Genomic DNA, 17,600 nt, shown 5'->3' with positions numbered 1-17,600 from the left:
TCTTTCGCCGGTTTCACGACAGACAACAGTTTTTCAACCTTAGGAGCAAGTCAGATGGCTATCAAACTCGGTATCAACGGCTTCGGCCGCATCGGTCGCAACGTGCTGCGCGCAGCGGTGCAGAACTTCAAGAACGACATCGAGATCGTTGCCATCAACGACCTGCTCGAGCCCGACTACCTGGCCTACATGCTCCAGTACGACTCGGTGCATGGCCGCTTCAAGGGCGAAGTCACGGTCGAAGGCAACACGCTGATCGTGAACGGCAAGAAGATCCGCCTCACGCAAGAGCGCGACCCCGCGCAACTGAAGTGGAACGAAGTCGGCGCCGACATCGTGCTCGAGTCGACCGGCCTCTTCCTCACCAAGGAAACGGCGCAGAAGCACATCGATGCGGGCGCCAAGAAGGTGATCCTGTCGGCTCCCTCGAAGGACGACACCCCCATGTTCGTCTACGGCGTGAACGACAAGAAGTACGCCGGCGAAGCCATCATCAGCAACGCCAGCTGCACCACCAACTGCCTGGCCCCGCTGGCCAAGGTGCTGAACGACAAGTGGGGCATCAAGCGCGGCCTGATGACCACCGTGCACGCAGCTACCGCCACGCAGAAGACCGTGGACGGCCCGAGCAACAAGGACTGGCGCGGCGGCCGCGGCATCCTGGAAAACATCATCCCGTCGTCGACGGGCGCGGCCAAGGCCGTGGGCGTGGTGATCCCCGAGCTGAACAAGAAGCTCACCGGCATGAGCTTCCGCGTGCCGACCTCCGACGTGTCGGTGGTCGACCTCACGGTCGAGCTGGTGAAGGAAGCCACGTACAAGGAAATCTGCGCCGAGATGAAGGCACAGAGCGAAGGCGCTCTCAAGGGCGTGCTGGGCTACACGGAAGACAAGGTGGTCGCCACCGACTTCCGCGGCGACCCGCGCACCTCGATCTTCGACGCCGAAGCCGGCATCGCACTCGACGGCACCTTCGTGAAGCTCGTGAGCTGGTACGACAACGAGTGGGGCTACTCGAACAAGTGCCTGGAGATGGTGAAGGTCGTGTCGAAGTAAGACTTCGCGGCTTCAACATAAAAAACGCGCCTTCGGGCGCGTTTTTTTATTGGGCTCCCGCTCCCCCGCTTTCGCCGCTTTCACTCCTATCGCAGCTTCTCATTTCTGCGTATCTCGCTGCTCAGCTGCGAGGTCAGCCGCGTCGCAGCCCTTCGCGCCGCCAGCCCGAAGTCGCCCTTGAACTCACCGAACTCCGCCGTGCCGTTACCCACGGCGCGCACGCGCGTGACCTCGGCGCCCGTCGCATCGGTCACCACGCACGAGACCTCGGCCGTGAACGAGGTCGGGGGCCAGCTGATCCATGAGGACGAGCTCGAGTCGGTCTTGATGCGCGGCGAGAACACCAGCGACACGCCCGCCGCCTCGTTGGCCTTCGCGTCGCCGGCGGTGCGCAGTACGACGACGTCGCGGTACACGGCGCGCAGCGCATCGCGGATCGACTTCTCCAGGTCGCGGTACGGGTAGTAGCTCACGCGGTCGCCGCTGCCGCCGGGGGTGACCACTTCGAGGTCGCGGTCGGCATCGGTCATCACGTAGGCGACTTTCTTCGGCACGAGGTACGCCTGCGAACGCGGCGGGGCGGTCTCGGTGATCATGGTGATCGGGTGCACGCAGCCGCCGAGCAGCAGCATGGCCGACAGCGCGGCGGCTGCCGGAAGAGAAAAGAACTGCATCGAAACGCCTCCTCGCCTCTGGGGATCAACGGCCGATGGCGGCCACGAACTGCGGATCGGCATACACCTGCCGCAGCAAGGCACGCACGAGGCGCGGATACGCGGCCTGCCCGGCAGGCACGGCGACGATGCTCGCGTAGCTCGAATCGAAGGCGGTCTCGGCGCGGTAGGTCTTGCGCAGGCGCTGCGCGGTGTCGCGCGTGACGGTGATCTCGACTTCCATGCGGCCCGCGCCGTTGATCACGCCCAGGTCGATCTCGTTGGCCAGCACGCGCGCCGCGATGCGCGTGGGCGCCTTCGGGTCGTAGGCGGAGATCTCGCTCAGGTCGCGCATCATCGCGTCCTGCAGGTACTGCGCGAAGCTGCCGCTGGGCGAAAGCAGCCGGGCGCTGCGCAGGCGCACGGTGTTGACCTTGTCGTCCGCGTCGGTGGGCTGCGCCTTCGCAAGGGCCACCATGCCGGGGCGCGTGGCCTCCAGCTTGTCGAGGGTCTCGTAGTCGGCCGCGTAGGGCGGCGCCAGCAACGGCGCGCAGCCGGTGGCCAGAACGGCGGCTGCCAGCACGCCGGGCAAGAGCGGGCGGCGCAAATGCCGGCCCTGCTGCGAACTAAAGATCGCCATCCCTTCGGTCCCCTCTCTGCATCTTCACGAGGCCCGCGACGCATGCATGGTGCATCGGTGGCGCGTGCTCCCGGCGCGACGGTAGCACGCATCGCGCGGCGCGCGAATGCGTGATGCCGCGAAACCGAAAGGTACGAAGAGGTGGGAAGGAGGGGTGAAGGCGTGCCTCAGACCGGTTCTAGCACGTGGATCAGCTTGCCCGCGGTGAGCTCCTTCGTCTTCTCGCCGTGCGCCTTCATGTGCGGCGCGACCGCGTGCGCCTGCAGGTGCGCCAGCGTTTCCCACTTCTCGATCACGACGAAGGTGTCGGGGCCGAAGCTGGCCTTCGACGTGGGGATGCCCTGCGCATCGACCGTGGCGCCGTACTCGATGCAGCCTGCCTCGGCCAGCACGGCCGCGCGGTTCTCGGCGAAGGCCTCGAGCAGCCTGGCGCGCTGGCCCGGCTTGGCGGTGATGACGGCGACGACGTGGATCATTGAAAAGTCTCCGGTTGGATGAGTGGTGAATGACGACGGTCGAATCTAAGAGATTTGGCACGACCGTACCGGTCAGGTCCGCGACAACGCCGCGGCCTTGTCCCTATCATCGCCCGCATGTTCTTCCCGCTCCCCCGCACGGCCACAGCGCCCTTCTGTCCTTCCGAAGTCAAGGGCAGCGTCGCCGTCCCGCAGGAACTGCCCTTCTTCAAGAAGCTGATGCGCTACGCGGGCCCTGGCCTGCTCGTCTCGGTCGGCTACATGGACCCGGGCAACTGGGCGACCGACATCGAGGCCGGCTCGCGCTTCGGCTACGGGCTGCTGTTCGTGGTGCTGCTCGCGAGCCTGGCGGCGATGCTGCTGCAGACGCTGTGCGTGCGGCTGGGCATCGTCGCGCGCAAAGACCTGGCGCGCACCTGCCGCGAGCACTACTCGCCGCGCGTCAACCGCCTGCTGTGGCTGGGCGCCGAGCTGGCCATCGTGGCCTGCGACCTCGCCGAGGTGCTGGGCAGCGCGCTCGCGCTGCACCTGCTGTTCGGCGTGTCGATCCCGGTGGGCATCGCCATCACCGCCTTCGACACGCTGCTGGTGCTGGGCCTGCAGGGCGCGGGCTTCCGCCGCGTGGAAGCCATCGTGCTGGGGCTCGTGGGCACCATCGCGGCCTGCTTCGTGGTCGAGCTGGCGATGGCGCCGCCCAACTGGTTCGGCGTGGCGATGGGCTTCGGCCCGAGCCTGGAGCGACTGCACCAGCCGGGCGCGCTGTACCTGGCCATCGGCATCGTGGGCGCGACGGTGATGCCCCACAACCTGTACCTGCACTCGTCCATCGTTCAGACGCGCCTGATCGCCGACACCGAGCCCGCGCGGCGCGAGGCGGTGCGCTTCTGCACGCTCGACGCGGTGGTGTCGCTCTCACTCGCGCTGCTGGTCAACGCGGCCATCATGGTGCTGGCGGCCAGCGCCTTCCACGCCACCGGCCACCGCGAGGTGACGGAGATCGACGACGCCTACCGACTGCTGGAGCCCGTCGTGGGCAGTGCGGTCGCGGCCACGCTGTTCGGCATCGCGCTGCTTGCTTCGGGACAGAGCTCGACCTTCACCGGCACCATTGCGGGCCAGATCATCATGGAAGGCTTCCTCGACCTGAAGATCCCGTGCTGGCAGCGCAGGCTCATCACGCGTGCGCTGGCACTGGGCCCGGCATGGCTGGGCGTGTGGTGGTTCGGAGATGGCGGCGTGGGCAAGATGCTGGTGCTCAGCCAGGTGGTGCTGAGCTTCCAGCTGCCCTTCGCGATGTGGCCGCTGATCCGCTTCACGAGCAGCCGCGCGCTGATGGGCGGCTTCGCCAACGGGCCGGTGGTGAAGTCGCTCGCCTGGCTGCTGTTCAGCGTGATCGGCGCGGCCAACGTGTGGCTGATCGCGTCGGTGGTCCTGGGCGGTGCCTAGGCTTTTTCAGCTTCTGCCCGCTTCCTTCCACAGGTGCACCAGCGCCTCCGGCGCCTCGGCCTCGGGCACCTCGAAGCTCACGAAGATGTCCTGCTGCTCGCCCGCGCTGCGCACGAGCACCTCGACGCGGTAGAAGCGCTGGTCGCCGCCCGACACCGTCGCGCCGGCCTGCTGCTGTGCGCGCGGCACGGCGCTTTGCAGCGCATCGCCGATCCGCTGGCGCAGCTCCTGCGTGCACTCGCCGAGCTGGAAGCTGCGCGGCTGCGCGAGGCCCGGCAGGTAGGCCAGGCCGCCCTCGCGCGTCACACGCACGGTGGTCGCCTCGTTCAGCGGCGGCAGGCGGATCATGGCGCGATCACCCCCACGGCCTGCCAGGCGTCGGCCACCGCCTTGCGGACCGCGCTGCCGGCGCCGAAGCGCTGCGACGCCACATCGATGCTGAGCGTCGCGAAGGCCTCGAAGTCGGCGTCGTTGCGAAGGCGCCTGTCGCGCAGCGTGTCGTACCAGACGCGGCCTGCGCTCTCCCATGCCGGCCCGCCGATGGCAACGGCCGCCAGGTGGAAGGCGCGGTTCGGAATGCCCGAGTTGATGTGCACGCCGCCGTTGTCCTGCGAGGTGACGACGAAGTCCTTCATGTGCGCGGGCTGCGGGTCCTTGCCGATCACCGGGTCGTCGTAGGCGGTGCCGGGCTCGGCCATCGAGCGCAGGGCCTTGGCCTTCACGCTGGACATGAAGAGCCCCGCGCCGATGAGCCAGTCGGCCTGCTGCGCGGTCTGCTTCAGCACGTGCTGCTTCACCAGCACGCCGAACACGTCGCAGATCGATTCGTTGAGCGCGCCGGGCTGGCCCTGGTAGACGAGCGCGGCCTCGTGGTCGATCACGCCGTGCGTGAGCTCGTGGCCGATGATGTCCACCGCGATGGTGAAGCGGTTCATCACCTCGCCGTCGCCATCGCCGAACACCATCTGCGCGCCGTTCCAGAAGGCGTTGTCGTAGTTCCTGCCGTAGTGCACGCTGCCGGTCAGCGGCATGCCCGCGCCGTCGATGGAGTCGCGCTCGTACACCTCGCGGTACAGCCGCCAGGTGGCGCCCAGGTGCTCGTAGGCCTCGTCGGCCGCGATGTCGCCGGTGGCGGGCCTGCCTTCGGTGCGCACCAGCCTGCCGGGCAGTTCGGTCGTGTGGCCCGCGTCGTGGATGGCGCGCTCGGGCGAATTGGGCCGCGCAGGGCGCACCGGCGTGCCGGTGATGTTGGAGACCACCGCCGGCGGCACCAGGCCACGCAGCGCGCGATGCTCGCGGTCGATGGTCAGCGTGCTCACCGCGCGTTCGCTCAGCGGCGGGCTGGCGCTTTCGGCGAGCCGGCTCAGCAGGTAGGGCGGCACGAAGGCGGGCGGCAGGATCTGCGGGTTGCGCGATGGCATGGGCGGGGCCTTTCGTCGAAGGTCGATCGGTTCGAATCCACCGTAGCAGAAACGCGCGCCCGCGCCTGTCGGATCGGGTCTCAAGCCCTGGGCGGCATGTCGTCTTTGCCCAGCGCGGCGGCCATGAAGTCGACGAAAGTTCGCACGCGCGCCGACAGCTGGTGGCGCTGCGGATACACCGCGTAGATGTCGGCGTCGGGCGTGCGGTAGCTGGCGAGCACCTGCACGAGGCGCCCGCTGCGCAGGTAGCGCGCGATGTCCCACTCGGCGCGCATCAGGATGCCGTGGCCGTCGAGCGCCCAGTTGACCGCGATCTCGCCGTCGTTGGTGCTGAGCATGCCGCGCGTCTTCACCGCCTCGGTGCGCTGCGCGGTGCCGCGCCCGCTGCTCAGGCGCCAGATGCCGTAGGCCTCGTCGCCCTGGCGGATGCCGATGCAGCGGTGCCGCGTGAGGTCGTTGGGCACCTTGGGCTGCCCGGCGCGCGCGAGATATGCGGGCGAGGCGCACAGGAGGCGCCGGTTCGACGCGATGCGCCGCGCGATCACGCGGGCCTCGGGCGGTGCGCCGAAGCGGATGCAGACGTCGAAGGCGTCGTCGGTCAGCGGCGGCGGGTTCACCGAGAGCTGCAGCTGTACTTCCACCTGCGGGTGCTTCTTCGCGAACTTCGAGATCAGCGGCGCCACATGGCTGCGCCCGAAGCCCAGCGTGGCGTTCACGCGCAGCAGCCCCTGGGGCTCGCCCTTCGCGCCGCCGAGCAGCTGCGCCATGTCGTCGATCTCGCCGAGGATGCGGCGCGCGTGCGCCACGTAGAGCTCGCCCTCGGGCGTGAGGCTCATGCGCCGCGTGGTGCGGTTCACCAGCGTGACGCCCAGGCGCGACTCCATCTGCGCGAGCCGCTTGCTCACCGCGGGCGTGCTGATGCCGAGCTCGCGCGCCCCCGCGCTCAGGCTGCCGCTGGCCGCGAGCGTGGAGAAGAAACCGAGGTCGGCGGGCTGTACCGGGGCTGCCATGGTTGATCCGATTGTTGAATTCAGGTTAACGATGGATTCACTTCCGGCGTGAATCGTTCGACGCGACCGATCCTACAGTGGGAGCCCGACAGAGCACCTACACACACAAACGAAGAAGGACATCGACGATGAGCAGCAGCTACAGCATCGCCACCATTCCCGGCGACGGCATCGGCAAGGAAGTGATACCCGCAGGCCGACAGGTGATGGAGGCGCTGGCCGAGGCCTCCGGCGGTGCGCTGAACTTCAGCTTCGAAGACTTCGGCTGGGGCGGCGACTGGTATCGCGCGCACGGCGAGATGATGCCGGCCGACGGCCTCGACGCGCTGCGTAAGAAGGACGCGATTCTTTTCGGCTCCGCGGGCGATCCGCACATCCCGGACCACATCACGCTGTGGGGCCTGCGCCTGAAGATCTGCCAGGGCTTCGACCAGTACGCCAACGTGCGGCCCACGCGCATCCTGCCGGGCATCGACGCGCCGCTGAAGCGCTGCAGGGCGGAAGACCTGAACTGGGTGATCGTGCGCGAGAACTCCGAGGGCGAATACGCCGGCGTCGGCGGTCGCGTGCACCAGGGCCATCCGATCGAGGCCGCCACCGACGTGAGCATGATGACCCGAGCCGGCGTGGAGCGTGTCATGCGCTTCGCCTTCAAGTTGGCTCGATCACGCCCTCGCAAGCTTCTCACCGTGGTCACCAAGAGCAACGCGCAGCGCCACGCGATGGTGATGTGGGACGAGATCGCGCTGCAGGTCTCGAAGGAGTTTCCCGACGTGCACTGGGACAAGGAGCTCGTGGACGCGATGACCGCGCGCATGGTCAACCGGCCCGCCACGCTCGACACCATCGTCGCCACCAACCTGCACGCCGACATCCTCAGCGACCTCGCGGCCGCGCTCGCGGGCAGCCTGGGCATCGCGCCCACCGGCAACATCGATCCGGAGCGGCGCTACCCGTCGATGTTCGAGCCCATCCACGGCTCGGCCTTCGACATCATGGGCAAGGGGCTCGCCAACCCGGTGGGCACCTTCTGGTCGGTGGTGATGCTGCTGGAGCACCTCGGCGAGACCGAGGCCGCGCGCCGCGTGATGGCCGCGGTGGAGCACGTCACGGCCAACCCCGCCCTGCACACGCGCGACCTGGGCGGCAATGCGACCACCGAAGAGGTGACGCGCGCGGTTTGCGCGCACATAGCGGCCGAGCCGCTGCGGCTGGCGGCCTGATCTGTCACCCGGGCGGACAAGCGATTCCACGGTATCCGCGCGCCTCGATGCGCGCACCACTACAACGAGCCGGAGACAAGACATGAACGCTTCATCGAACGCGCGCCTGCATCGGCGCACCTTGCTGCAGGCTGCAGTCATTGCGCTGGGGCTGGGCACCACCGCCCTCGCCTTCGCGCAGCAGGCGCAGGCCACCGCTGGCTGGCCCACGCGGCCGATCAGCCTCGTCGTGCCCTTCCCGGCCGGCGGCACCACCGACGTGCTGGCCCGCGCGCTGGCCGACAAGCTCTCGCAGTCGCTCGGCCAGCCGGTCGTGGTCGAGAGCAAGCCGGGCGCCGGCGCCACGCTCGGTGCCGACTACGTGGCGAAGGCCAAGCCCGACGGCTACACGCTGCTGATGGGCGCGGTGCACCACACCATCGCCACCAGCGTCTACAGGAAGCTGCCCTACGACTTCCAGAAGGACCTGGCGCCCATCACCGTGGTGGCCATGGTGCCGAACGTGCTGGTCATCAACGCCGCGAACACGCCCGCGAAGAACGTCGCCGAGCTGGTCGCGCTCGCCAAGGCCGCGCCCGAGAAGCTGGCCTACGGCTCCAATGGCAACGGCACGGCGCAGCACCTGATCGGCACGCAGTTCCAGGCCAGCACCGGCACGAAGCTGCTGCACGTGCCCTACAAGGGCAGCGGGCCGCTCACCACCGACCTGCTCGGCGGGCAGGTGGCGATGTCCTTCGACACCATCACGCCGGTGCTGCAGCACATCAAGGGCGGCAAGCTGCGCGCGCTGGCCGTGACCACCGCGCGGCGCTCTTCGGTGCTGCCGGACGTGCCGACGCTGGAGGAAGCCGGGCTCAAGGGCTTCGACATCGGCACCTGGTTCGGTGTGCTGGCGCCGGCGGCCACGCCGAAGGAGATCTTGGCGCGGCTGAACGCCGAGATGGTGAAGATCATCCATTCGCCCGAGTTCGCGCAGCGCATGCAGGCCATCGGCGCCGAGCCGCTGGGCGGCACGCAGGAAGAGATGGCGCGGCAGATCCGCGAGGAGACGGCGAAGTTCGCGAAGCTGGTGAAGGAAGGCGGCGTGGCGATCGAATAGCGCCGCGGCGGACGGCTCGACGGCGGCGTGCAGCCGGTTACGCACGTGCACACCTGCATTCAGCGGCATGGGCGCCGAGGCCATAGGATCAGGGCTTCCGAAATCACCGCCTCCCGCCCATGTTCATCGTCACCCTCACCTACATCCGTCCGCTCGAGGAGGTCGACGCGCTGATGGATGCGCACATGGTCTGGCTCAAGAAGCACTACGAAAGCGGCCTTTTCGTGGCCTCGGGCCGGCAGGTGCCGCGCCAGGGCGGCGTGATCCTCGCGCGCTCGGGCGACCGCGAGGGCCTGGAGGCGGTGCTGGCGCGCGACCCCTTCGTGCAGGGCGGGGTGGCGCGCACCGAGGTCATCGAGTTCGTGCCGCGCATGACGGCGCCGAGCGTCGAGATCCTCAAGACTTTCTAGGCGAGCTTTCCAGCCGCTTCCGCCGGCAGCTCCTCGCGCCCGCCGGGGTGCCGCGCGAAGCGCGGCGCGTCGTGGCCGTGCACCGGCGCCGGGTCTTCCCAGGGCCAGCCGCCGAACTGCGTGCGGCGGTAGTCGGCCATGGTCTGGCTGATCTCGGCCTGCGTGTTCATCACGAAGGGGCCGTACTGCGCCACCGGCTCGGCGATCGGGCGGCCCTGCAGCACCAGGAACTCGCTGGTTTCCGCGTCGCCGTTGACGATTTCCACGGCCACGTCCGCGCGCAGCTCGACGGCCGCCGGGCCCTGCACCTGCTCGCCGCCGACCCGCGCCGTCGCGCCCTTGAAGAAGTACAGCATGCGCCGCGTGCCCTCGCCGGCGGCGGCGGGCAGCGTCCATTGGGCGCCGGGCGTCATCTTCAGCGTCCAGATCGCCACGTCGGCATCGGCCTGCGCGGCCCAGGAATCGGGCGGGGGCGCCAGCGGCTGGATCGGGGACCGGCCGCTGGATGGGTCGTCGCCGAGCCGGCCCGCGATCACGGCGACCTCGGTGCGGCCGCCCTTCGCGTCGTCGGAGACGAAGCGCGGAATGGCCTCCGACCAGAACATCGTGAAGTGCGGCTCGGCCATCTTGCTCTTCGCCGGCAGGTTGAGCCAGATCTGGAACAGCTCCAGCGGGTTGGCCGTGTCGGCGTCGAGCAGCGGGAACATCTCGGAATGCACGATGCCCTTGCCGGCCGTGAGCCACTGCACGTCGCCGCCGCCGAAGCGCGCGGTGGCGCCCAGCGAGTCGGAATGGTCGACCAGGCCCTTGCGCACGATGGTCACGGTCTCGAAGCCGCGGTGCGGGTGCGAGGGAAAGCCCGGCACCGTCTCGCCGTGGTACATGCTCCAGCCGTCCTTGCGGCTGAAGTCCTGGCCGATCTGGCGGCCGGCCAGCGAGGCCTCGGGGCCCATGCGGCCGTTGGCCTTCGGGTAGGCGTCGTCGTGGTAGACGCAGAAGAGGAACGGGTCGATCGTCTGCCACGGGAAACCGAGCGGCTTGACCTGGACGACGGGGCTCCTGTTGTCGTTGTTGTTGTCGGACATGCGGATATTCCTTTCCATGGGGGGCGCGGCCGATGATGCCGTGCCGGTGGATGGAATATCGGGGCGGCGCCGCCTTCCGCCAGGGGCTTTCCGTGCAACAGTGAAGAGCGCGTATGGAACGATCGGCATCGTCCGGGTCCTGTGCGGCGGCGCTGCCTCAGGGGTTCTGGTGCGTCACGGCGGCGTTCGGGTCCATGTAGACCAGCTCCCACAGGTGGCCGTCGAGGTCCTGGAAGCCGTGGCCGTACATGAAGCCGTAGTCCTTCGGCTCGGTCGGGGTGGTGCCGCCGGCGGCCTTGGCCTTGGCCACCAGATCGTCGACCTCGGCGCGGCTCTCGCACGAGAGGCACAGCAGCACTTCGGTGCTCTTGGCGGTGTCGGCGATGCTCTTGGTGGTGAAGGTCTTGAAGAACTCCTCGACCAGCAGCATCACGTGGATGCTGTCTTTCTGGACGACCATGCACGCGGCATTGGCGTCGGTGAACTGCTCGTTGAAGGTGTAGCCCAGGGCGGCGAAGAACGCCTTGGTCTTTTCGAGGTTCTTGACGGGGAGATTCACGAAGATCTGCTTGGTGGCCATGGTGTCGTCCTGTCGATGAAAAGAGGTTTGTGGAGGTGCTGTCCGGCGTTTTGTGTACGCCGTCCACAAACGATAGCAAATCAAATGGACGGTGTCCACATAATTTTTCGAAGCTACCGATCCAGACGATGCGACCGCGATTGCAAGGGGCGAAACGGACCGGGCATCATGGGTGCCATCATGGAAATCGAGTTCAAGTTCTGCATCCCCGCCGGCCGCCTGAAGGCCGTCGAAGCTGCCCTCAGGCGCGGCACCGTCGAGCGCACCCGCCTGCAGGCCCGTTATTTCGACACCGCCGACCAGCGCCTGGCCGCCGACGGCGTGGTGCTGCGGCTGCGCAAGGAAGGGCCTCGCTGGGTGCAGACGGTGAAGGCCACCGGCGACAACGCCCTGCACCGCCTGGAGCACAACGTCGACCTGGGCACGGCAGGACCGGCGCCGCAGATGGATCCGCAGCGCCACCACGGCACGCCCGTGGGCGAGCGGCTCGCGAAGCTCCTCGCCGACGGCACGCCGCTGGTCGAGCGGCAATCGACCGACATCGTGCGGCTCACCCGCGACGTTCGCGTCAGCGGCCCCGGCGGTGCGGTGATCGAGATGGCGCTGGACGTCGGCAAGGTCGTCGCCCACGCCGGCACGCCCGAGCAACGCGAATCGCCGGTGTGCGAGCTCGAGCTGGAACTCAAGCGCGGCGACGTGCAGGGCCTGGTCTCGCTTGCGCGGCGCTGGTCGCAGCAGCACGGGCTGTGGTTCAGCACCGTATCGAAGGCGGAGCGCGGCGCGCGGCTGCTTGCGGCGCAGGAGACCGTGGAAGCAGTGAAGGCCGAGCCGCCGCGCTTCGCCGATCAGCATCCGGACGGCCTGGCCATCCGGCGGGCCGTGGTCGCGTCGTGCCTTGCGCAGATGCTGCCGAACGCGGGCGAGATCGCCGCGGGCAGCACCGACGAGGAGCAGATCCACCAGTTGCGCATCGGCATCCGCCGCTTGCGCACGGCCCTGCGCGAGCTCGCCGATCTCGATCCCGCCTCGGGCGCCGCCCAGGCTGCCGAATGGGAGCCCCCGCTCGTCGACGCCTTCCGCGCCCTCGGCGCACTGCGCGACCGTGAACAGGTGGTGAAGCTCGCCCAGCCCCGCCTGCGCGAAGCCGGCGCGCCCGACTTCGATCCGCTGGCCGCCGACGATGCCGCCGCAGCCGATGCGCCCTCGCCCGGCGACATCGTGCGCGCACCGGCCTTCCAGAACGTGCTCGTCTCGCTGATCGGCTTCACTGCGGCGAAACCGGCCGAATCCGAACCGGTTACGGAAGGCGATCCGCCATCGGCACCGGCAGACGCCAACGACGCCCGCCGCCTGCTTCGCAAGCGCCTGCAGCGCCTGCACAAGCAGGTGCTGCGCGACGGCAAGCGCTTCGAATCGCTGGACACCGAAAGCCAGCACCGCGTGCGCAAGCGCCTCAAGCGTTTGCGCTACCTCGCCGAGTTCGTGGCGCCGCTGTTCGATGAAAAGGAAGAAGGCGCCAACACCTACCTGAAGGCCCTGCGCCCCGCACAGGACGCATTGGGCGAATTCAACGACGAGGCCGTCGCGCTCGCGCTGTACCGCGAGGCCGCCGCGCGCGATGCGCGCGCCTGGTTCGCCGTGGGATGGTTCACGGCACGGCGCGAGGCCGGGGCGAAGGCCAGCCGCAAGGCGCTCGCGAAGATCGAGGATGCGGCGAGGTTCTGGAAGAAGAGCTAGTCGATTCCGTAGGCCGACACGGCCCGTTCAGTGATGGTGCCCATGCGCCCCATGAACATGCCGGTGCTCGATCTCCACCGGCTGCGCCGCGCGCACGTCCGTCACCTGCAGGCTGAACTTCAGCGCCTTGCCTGCCCAGGGATGGTTGCCGTCGAGCAGCACGACCGGGCCCTTGATCTTCATCACGGTGAAGACGTGCTCGCGGCCGTCGTCGAGGCGGCCCTGAAGCTGGCCGCCGACCTTCACGCCGGGCGGGAAGTCGGTCTTGGGGATGCTGCGCACCAGCGACTCGTCACGCTCGCCGAAAGCGTCTGCGGGGGCGAGGTTCAGCACGGTCTGGTAGCCCTTTTCCTTGCCGTCGAGCGCCTCCTCGATCTTGGGCAGGGTGTTCTCGTATCCGCCATGCAGGTAGGCCATCGGCTCGGGGCTCGCCTCGATGAGCTTGCCCTGGGCGTCGGAGACCTTGTACTTGATGGTGACGACGGTGTCTTTTGCGATTTTCATGGGCTCGCATTCTCGGACGAAACCCGAAGGCGCAGGCGGCCGGGCCTTTCCCGAGGGCCTGGAGGGCCGCGCGGCTATTTCAGCACGTCCATCTGGTCGAGCTTCCCCATCACCAGCCCGATGAACGCCGACACCGCCAGCGGCAGGTGCTTGCGGCTCGGGTAGACGACGTTGAGCCCGCGCCCTGCGTACTCGTACTGCGGCAGCACGCGCACCAGCTGGCCCGCCTGCTCGTCGCGCGTGGCCATCGCTGGCGGCAGCTGCGCGATGCCGAGTCCGGCCAGCGCGGCCCTGCGCAGCGCCTGGGCGGTGTTGCCGGTGAAGCGGCCGGTGACCTGCACTTCCTCTTCCGCGCCGTCGGGGCCGGTGAGGCGCCAGGTGGTGTGGCCGGTGGGGGTCGACGGGGTCACGGAGTCGTGCTGGGCCAGCTCCTGCAGGCTCTTCGGTTCGCCGCGCCGGGCGATGTAGGCGGGGCTCGCCAGCAGGCCGGCGCTGCGGGTGACCAGCCGCCGGCCCACGTAGCCCGAATCGCGCAGCACGCCGCCGCGGAAGGCCACGTCGATGCGCTCGGCGATCAGGTCGGCGGCCGCGTCGCTGAGCGCGAAATCGAGCCTGACCAGCGGGTGCTCGGCCAGGAAGCTGGCCACCCATTCCATCGGGAAGAAATCGAAGAAATCCGCCGGCGCGGCCACGCGCACCAGGCCGCTGGGTTCCTGGCCGCCGGCCGCCAGCGCCTGCCCGGCGGCGGCGAGCCCGTCGATGTGGCCGGCGCACTGGTCGTGGAAATCCTGCCCGGCGCTGGTCAGCGTGAGCTTGCGGGTGGAGCGCTGCAACAGCCGGGTGCCCAGCTGCGACTCGAGCTGCTGGATGCGCCGGCTCACGGTGTTGGGCGGCAGGCCCAGGCGCCTGCCTGCCTCGGCGAAGCTGCCGTGGCGCACCACCTGGACGAAGACGGCGGCGTCGTTGAGGTCGAACATGGCGGACTGATTCCTTCAATTTGTGGACGAGTGCAATCCGACTCTACCGCCTAGTCGATCAATGGGTGCGTGCCTAACCTTGAGCCCATGACTACTTCATCCCTTGCTTCTCCTACCCAGCGCCGCATCGTCTGGGGCGTGCGCATCCTGCTGGCGCTGGCTTTCGTGGCCGCGGGCGCGGCCAAGCTGGCTGGCGCGCAGCAGATGGTCCAGGTGTTCGACGCCATCGGCTTCGGCCAGTGGTTCCGCTATGTGACCGGCCTCGTCGAGGTCGGCGGCGCGGTGCTGCTGCTCGTGCCCGCGACCGGCTTCCTCGGCGGCCTGCTGCTGTTCGCGACCATGGTCTGCGCCGTTGCCACGCACCTGTTGCTGATCGGCGGCAACCCCGCGCCGGCCGTGGTGCTGGCGCTGCTGTCGGGCTTCGTCGCCTGGCGGCTGCGGCCGCAGTCCCGGCCCGTCGCGGCGGCCTGATTTCCTTTTCTTCCTTCCAACCTCTTCCGGAGTACCCCATGACCCAGCAACAACCCCGCATCGGCATCATCCTCGGTTCCACCCGCGAAGGCCGCTTCGGCGAGAAGCCCGCGCAGTGGATCCACGAGATCGCCAAGCAGCGCACCGACCTCGCCTTCGAACTGGTCGACCTGCGCGACCACCCGCTGCCACTTTTCGACGAAGCCGGCGCGCCGGCCTGGGGCCCGGTGAAGAACGAGGCCGCGCAGCGCTGGCAGGCCAAGCTGGCCACCTTCGACGGCCTGATCGTCGTCACGCCCGAGTACAACCACGGCCCCGCCGCCGTGCTGAAGAACGCCATCGACTGGGCCTACAAGGAGTTCATCCGCAAGCCGATCGGCTTCGTGGGCTACGGCGGCGTGGGCGCGGCGCGCGCCATCGAGCAGCTGCGGCTGGTGGCGGTCGAGATGCAGATGGCGCCGGTGCGCCACGCGGTGCACATCGGCATGGTCGAGTTCCTGGGCATCTGGCAGCAGGGCAAGAGCTTCGCCGACTTCCCGCACCTCGCGCAGGCGGCCGCCGCGCTGCTCGACGACATCGCGTGGTGGACCAAGGCGCTGAAGAGCGCGAGGGAGGCCGCATGACGGCCACGGCCATCGAAACGAGCGCCCGCGCCATCGTCTACCGCACGCGCGGCTCGCGCCATGGCGGCATCACGCGGCTGATGAGTCCCGGCGACCTGGGCGAATTCCTCAAGCCCTTCGTGTTCCTCGACCTCTTCGGCTTCGACGTGACCGGCGGCCACAAGGGCTTCGGCCTGCATCCGCACTCGGGCATCGCGACGCTGACCTGGCTGATGGAAGGCGACACGCAGTACGAGGACACCACCGGCGAGCAGGGCACGCTGCGCGGCGGCGGCGTGGAATGGATGCGCGCCGGCAACGGCGTGTGGCACACCGGCGCGCCCGCGCCGGGCGTGGAGCGTGTGAGCGGCTTCCAGCTGTGGGTGGCGCTGCCGCCTTCGGAGGAGAACGCGCCCGCGCAGAGCATGTACCTCGCGCCCTCGCAGGTGCCGCAGGAAGGCCCGGCGCGCGTGCTGCTCGGGCGCTACGGCGCGGCGCGCAGCCCCGTCGCCGCGCCTTCGCCGATGAACTACCTGGCCGTGAAGCTCAAGGACGGCGAACGCTGGACCTACGTGCCGCCGGCCGGACACACGGTGGGCTGGATCGCAGTGAGCGCCGGCGCGCTTGAGGCGGGCGGCGACGCCGGCGGCCCCGTTGCCGCGGGCGAGCTCGCGGTGTTCGAGGAGTCGGGCGCGGCCATCGACTTCGTGGCGCACGGCGACACGGCCTTCGTGCTGGGCTCTGCGGCGAAGCATCCGCACGAGCTGGTGATGGGCTACTACTCGGTGCACACCAGCAAGGCCGCGCTCGAGCAGGGCGAGGGCGAGATCCGGCGCATCGGCGCGCGGCTGAGGCAGGAAGGGCGAATTGCGTAGCAGCCTGGCCGGCAGTCGATCCGGCGTGCGCGCGGCGGGCTGCTGCGCCAGAATCGTTCGCTTCTTCTTCCATCGAACGATTCCGCTGCCAGCAGCCCCGCCATGAACATCACCGATTCCTTCATCACCAACGCCGCCCGCTTCGTCGAGATCCGCCGCGACATCCACGCCCACCCCGAACTCGGCTTCGAGGAGCACCGCACCTCCGACAAGGTCGCGAAGCTGCTCGCCGAGTGGGGCATCGAGGTGCACCGCGGCATCGCGGGCACGGGGCTCGTGGGCGTGCTGCGCAAGGGCACGGGCAGCCGCACCATCGGCCTGCGCGCCGACATGGACGCGCTGCCGCTGCACGAGGCCAACGAGTTCGCCCACAAGTCGACGCACCCCGGCCGCATGCACGCCTGCGGCCATGACGGCCACACCACCATGCTGCTGGCCGCCGCCTGGCACCTCTCGCAGCAAGGGCCCGACGACTTCGACGGCACGGTGAATTTCATCTTCCAGCCCGCCGAGGAGATGGGCAAGGCCGGCGCCAAGAAGATGATCGACGAGGGCCTGTTCGAGCGCTTTCCCTGCGACGCCGTCTTCGGCCTGCACAACTTCCCGGTCGGCGACGTGGGCCGCTTCGCGCTCAACGAAGGCGCGCTGATGGCCTCGAGCAACACCTACATGATCACCGTGCGCGGCCGCGGCACGCACGCCTCGATGCCGCACACCGGCATCGACCCGGTGGCGGCGGTGGTCACGCTCGCGCAGCAGCTGCAGACCATCGTGGCGCGCACCATCCCGAGCACCGAGCGCGCGCTGCTCGCGGTCACGCAGCTGCAAGGCTCCGACGCGCCGAACGTGATTCCCGACTTCGCCACCGTCGGCGGCACCATCCGCACCTTCTCGATCGACGCCATCGACAAGCTCGAAGCCCGCCTGCGCGAAGTCGCCGCGGGCGTGGCGGCGGCACACGGCTGCACGGCCGAGGTGTTCTTCAAGCGCTCCTCGCCGCCGACCGTGAACCACCCGGCCGAGGCGCGCTTCGCCGCAAGCGTGATGCGCGAGGTGGTGGGCGACGACATGGTCACCGACGACTTCCCCGCCGTGATGGGCGCCGAGGACTTCGCCCACATGCTGCTCGCGCGGCCCGGCTGCTACGCCTTCCTGGGCAACGGCGACGGCGACCACCGGCTCGACGGCCACGGGCCCGGCCCTTGCATCATCCACAACACCTCGTTCGACTTCAACGACGAGATCATCCCGATCGGCGCCAGCTACTTCGTGAAGCTGGTGCAGCGCTGGCTACCGGCGCGCGCCTGATCGGCATTCCTTTTTTTTCCTGTTGAC

At 68.9% G+C, this 17,600-nt stretch carries 20 protein-coding genes; 10 read left to right on the top strand and 10 right to left on the bottom strand.

All coding sequences use genetic code 11. The features are described from left to right. The first annotated feature begins 54 nt into the window (after positions 1-54). Complete coding sequence (gene gap, locus FHT32_RS14695) at positions 55-1,056, top strand: type I glyceraldehyde-3-phosphate dehydrogenase (protein ID WP_176665341.1); 1,002 nt, start codon at positions 55-57, stop codon at positions 1,054-1,056. An 86-nt stretch (positions 1,057-1,142) separates the two neighbouring features. Here gap and FHT32_RS14690 read toward each other — a convergent pair whose 3' ends face one another. The 3 genes from FHT32_RS14690 to FHT32_RS14680 all read right to left on the bottom strand — a co-directional run bounded on the left by FHT32_RS14690 (position 1,143) and on the right by FHT32_RS14680 (position 2,825). Further along, entirely contained in the window at positions 1,143-1,730 is a 588-nt protein-coding gene (locus tag FHT32_RS14690) for a hypothetical protein (RefSeq protein WP_176665340.1), read from the bottom strand. A 25-nt stretch (positions 1,731-1,755) separates the two neighbouring features. Further along, complete coding sequence (locus FHT32_RS14685; protein WP_256099000.1) at positions 1,756-2,349, bottom strand: hypothetical protein; 594 nt, start codon at positions 2,347-2,349, stop codon at positions 1,756-1,758. A gap of 167 nt (positions 2,350-2,516) precedes the next feature. Next, the gene (locus tag FHT32_RS14680) at positions 2,517-2,825 is read right to left on the bottom strand and encodes a putative quinol monooxygenase (RefSeq protein ID WP_176665339.1); all 309 of its coding nucleotides are present in this window, start codon (positions 2,823-2,825) and stop codon (positions 2,517-2,519) included. 117 nt (positions 2,826-2,942) lie between these two features. Between FHT32_RS14680 and FHT32_RS14675 the strand changes: the two genes are divergently transcribed. Continuing rightward, positions 2,943-4,271 carry an Nramp family divalent metal transporter gene (locus tag FHT32_RS14675; protein WP_176665338.1) on the top strand — a complete coding sequence of 443 codons (1,329 nt, stop codon included), beginning with the start codon at positions 2,943-2,945 and terminating at the stop codon, positions 4,269-4,271. 6 nt (positions 4,272-4,277) lie between these two features. Here FHT32_RS14675 and FHT32_RS14670 read toward each other — a convergent pair whose 3' ends face one another. The 3 genes from FHT32_RS14670 to FHT32_RS14660 form a co-directional block, all read right to left on the bottom strand. After that, positions 4,278-4,619, bottom strand: coding sequence for a protealysin inhibitor emfourin (locus tag FHT32_RS14670; RefSeq protein ID WP_176665337.1), 342 nt, complete (start codon positions 4,617-4,619; stop codon positions 4,278-4,280). Continuing rightward, entirely contained in the window at positions 4,616-5,692 is a 1,077-nt protein-coding gene (locus FHT32_RS14665; protein ID WP_176665336.1) for a M4 family metallopeptidase, read from the bottom strand. The genes FHT32_RS14670 and FHT32_RS14665 overlap by 4 nt, the downstream gene beginning before the upstream one ends. 80 nt (positions 5,693-5,772) lie before the next feature. Beyond that, positions 5,773-6,702, bottom strand: a complete 930-nt coding sequence (locus FHT32_RS14660; RefSeq protein WP_176665335.1) for a LysR family transcriptional regulator — start codon at positions 6,700-6,702, stop codon at positions 5,773-5,775. 128 nt (positions 6,703-6,830) lie between these two features. On the opposite strand from FHT32_RS14660, the gene FHT32_RS14655 reads away from it, so the two are divergent. The 3 genes from FHT32_RS14655 to FHT32_RS14645 all read left to right on the top strand — a co-directional run bounded on the left by FHT32_RS14655 (position 6,831) and on the right by FHT32_RS14645 (position 9,434). After that, a complete protein-coding gene (locus FHT32_RS14655) occupies positions 6,831-7,925 on the top strand; it encodes a tartrate dehydrogenase (protein ID WP_176665334.1) in 1,095 nt (364 codons plus the stop codon). Positions 7,926-8,007: 82 nt separating this feature from the next. Further along, the gene (locus FHT32_RS14650; protein WP_176665333.1) at positions 8,008-9,024 is read left to right on the top strand and encodes a tripartite tricarboxylate transporter substrate binding protein; all 1,017 of its coding nucleotides are present in this window, start codon (positions 8,008-8,010) and stop codon (positions 9,022-9,024) included. Positions 9,025-9,143: 119 nt separating this feature from the next. Further along, complete coding sequence (locus FHT32_RS14645) at positions 9,144-9,434, top strand: YciI family protein (RefSeq protein ID WP_093195879.1); 291 nt, start codon at positions 9,144-9,146, stop codon at positions 9,432-9,434. Here the strand turns inward: FHT32_RS14645 and FHT32_RS14640 are convergent. Continuing rightward, positions 9,431-10,519: a pirin family protein gene (locus tag FHT32_RS14640; RefSeq protein WP_176665332.1), complete on the bottom strand. Its 1,089-nt coding sequence runs from the start codon at positions 10,517-10,519 to the stop codon at positions 9,431-9,433. The genes FHT32_RS14645 and FHT32_RS14640 overlap by 4 nt on opposite strands. A 157-nt stretch (positions 10,520-10,676) precedes the next feature. Beyond that, a complete protein-coding gene (locus FHT32_RS14635; protein ID WP_176665331.1) occupies positions 10,677-11,099 on the bottom strand; it encodes a VOC family protein in 423 nt (140 codons plus the stop codon). Between the two features lie 168 nt (positions 11,100-11,267). Between FHT32_RS14635 and FHT32_RS14630 the strand changes: the two genes are divergently transcribed. Next, entirely contained in the window at positions 11,268-12,836 is a 1,569-nt protein-coding gene (locus tag FHT32_RS14630; RefSeq protein WP_176665330.1) for a CYTH and CHAD domain-containing protein, read from the top strand. Between the two features lie 27 nt (positions 12,837-12,863). On the opposite strand, the gene FHT32_RS14625 is transcribed toward FHT32_RS14630, so the two are convergent. Further along, complete coding sequence (locus tag FHT32_RS14625; RefSeq protein WP_176665329.1) at positions 12,864-13,340, bottom strand: peptidylprolyl isomerase; 477 nt, start codon at positions 13,338-13,340, stop codon at positions 12,864-12,866. Between the two features lie 74 nt (positions 13,341-13,414). After that, on the bottom strand, positions 13,415-14,317 hold the full coding sequence (locus tag FHT32_RS14620; RefSeq protein WP_176665328.1) for a LysR family transcriptional regulator: 903 nt from the start codon (positions 14,315-14,317) through the stop codon (positions 13,415-13,417). 87 nt (positions 14,318-14,404) lie between these two features. Here FHT32_RS14620 and FHT32_RS14615 point away from each other — a divergent pair, with 87 nt between their 5' ends. From FHT32_RS14615 to FHT32_RS14600, 4 genes are all read left to right on the top strand, one after another. Continuing rightward, positions 14,405-14,788, top strand: a complete 384-nt coding sequence (locus FHT32_RS14615; RefSeq protein WP_176665327.1) for a DoxX family protein — start codon at positions 14,405-14,407, stop codon at positions 14,786-14,788. Between the two features lie 38 nt (positions 14,789-14,826). Continuing rightward, positions 14,827-15,411, top strand: a complete 585-nt coding sequence (locus FHT32_RS14610) for an NADPH-dependent FMN reductase (RefSeq protein ID WP_176665326.1) — start codon at positions 14,827-14,829, stop codon at positions 15,409-15,411. Continuing rightward, positions 15,408-16,265 carry a pirin family protein gene (locus tag FHT32_RS14605; protein WP_176665325.1) on the top strand — a complete coding sequence of 286 codons (858 nt, stop codon included), beginning with the start codon at positions 15,408-15,410 and terminating at the stop codon, positions 16,263-16,265. The genes FHT32_RS14610 and FHT32_RS14605 overlap by 4 nt, the downstream gene beginning before the upstream one ends. Before the next feature lie 102 nt (positions 16,266-16,367). Next, a complete protein-coding gene (locus tag FHT32_RS14600) occupies positions 16,368-17,573 on the top strand; it encodes a M20 aminoacylase family protein (RefSeq protein WP_176665324.1) in 1,206 nt (401 codons plus the stop codon). The last annotated feature ends 27 nt before the right edge of the window (positions 17,574-17,600 follow it).

The organism is Variovorax sp. SG517 (assembly GCF_013376045.1).
Taxonomy (GTDB): domain Bacteria; phylum Pseudomonadota; class Gammaproteobacteria; order Burkholderiales; family Burkholderiaceae_C; genus Variovorax.
This window is presented reverse-complemented; position numbering and strand designations above follow the sequence as displayed.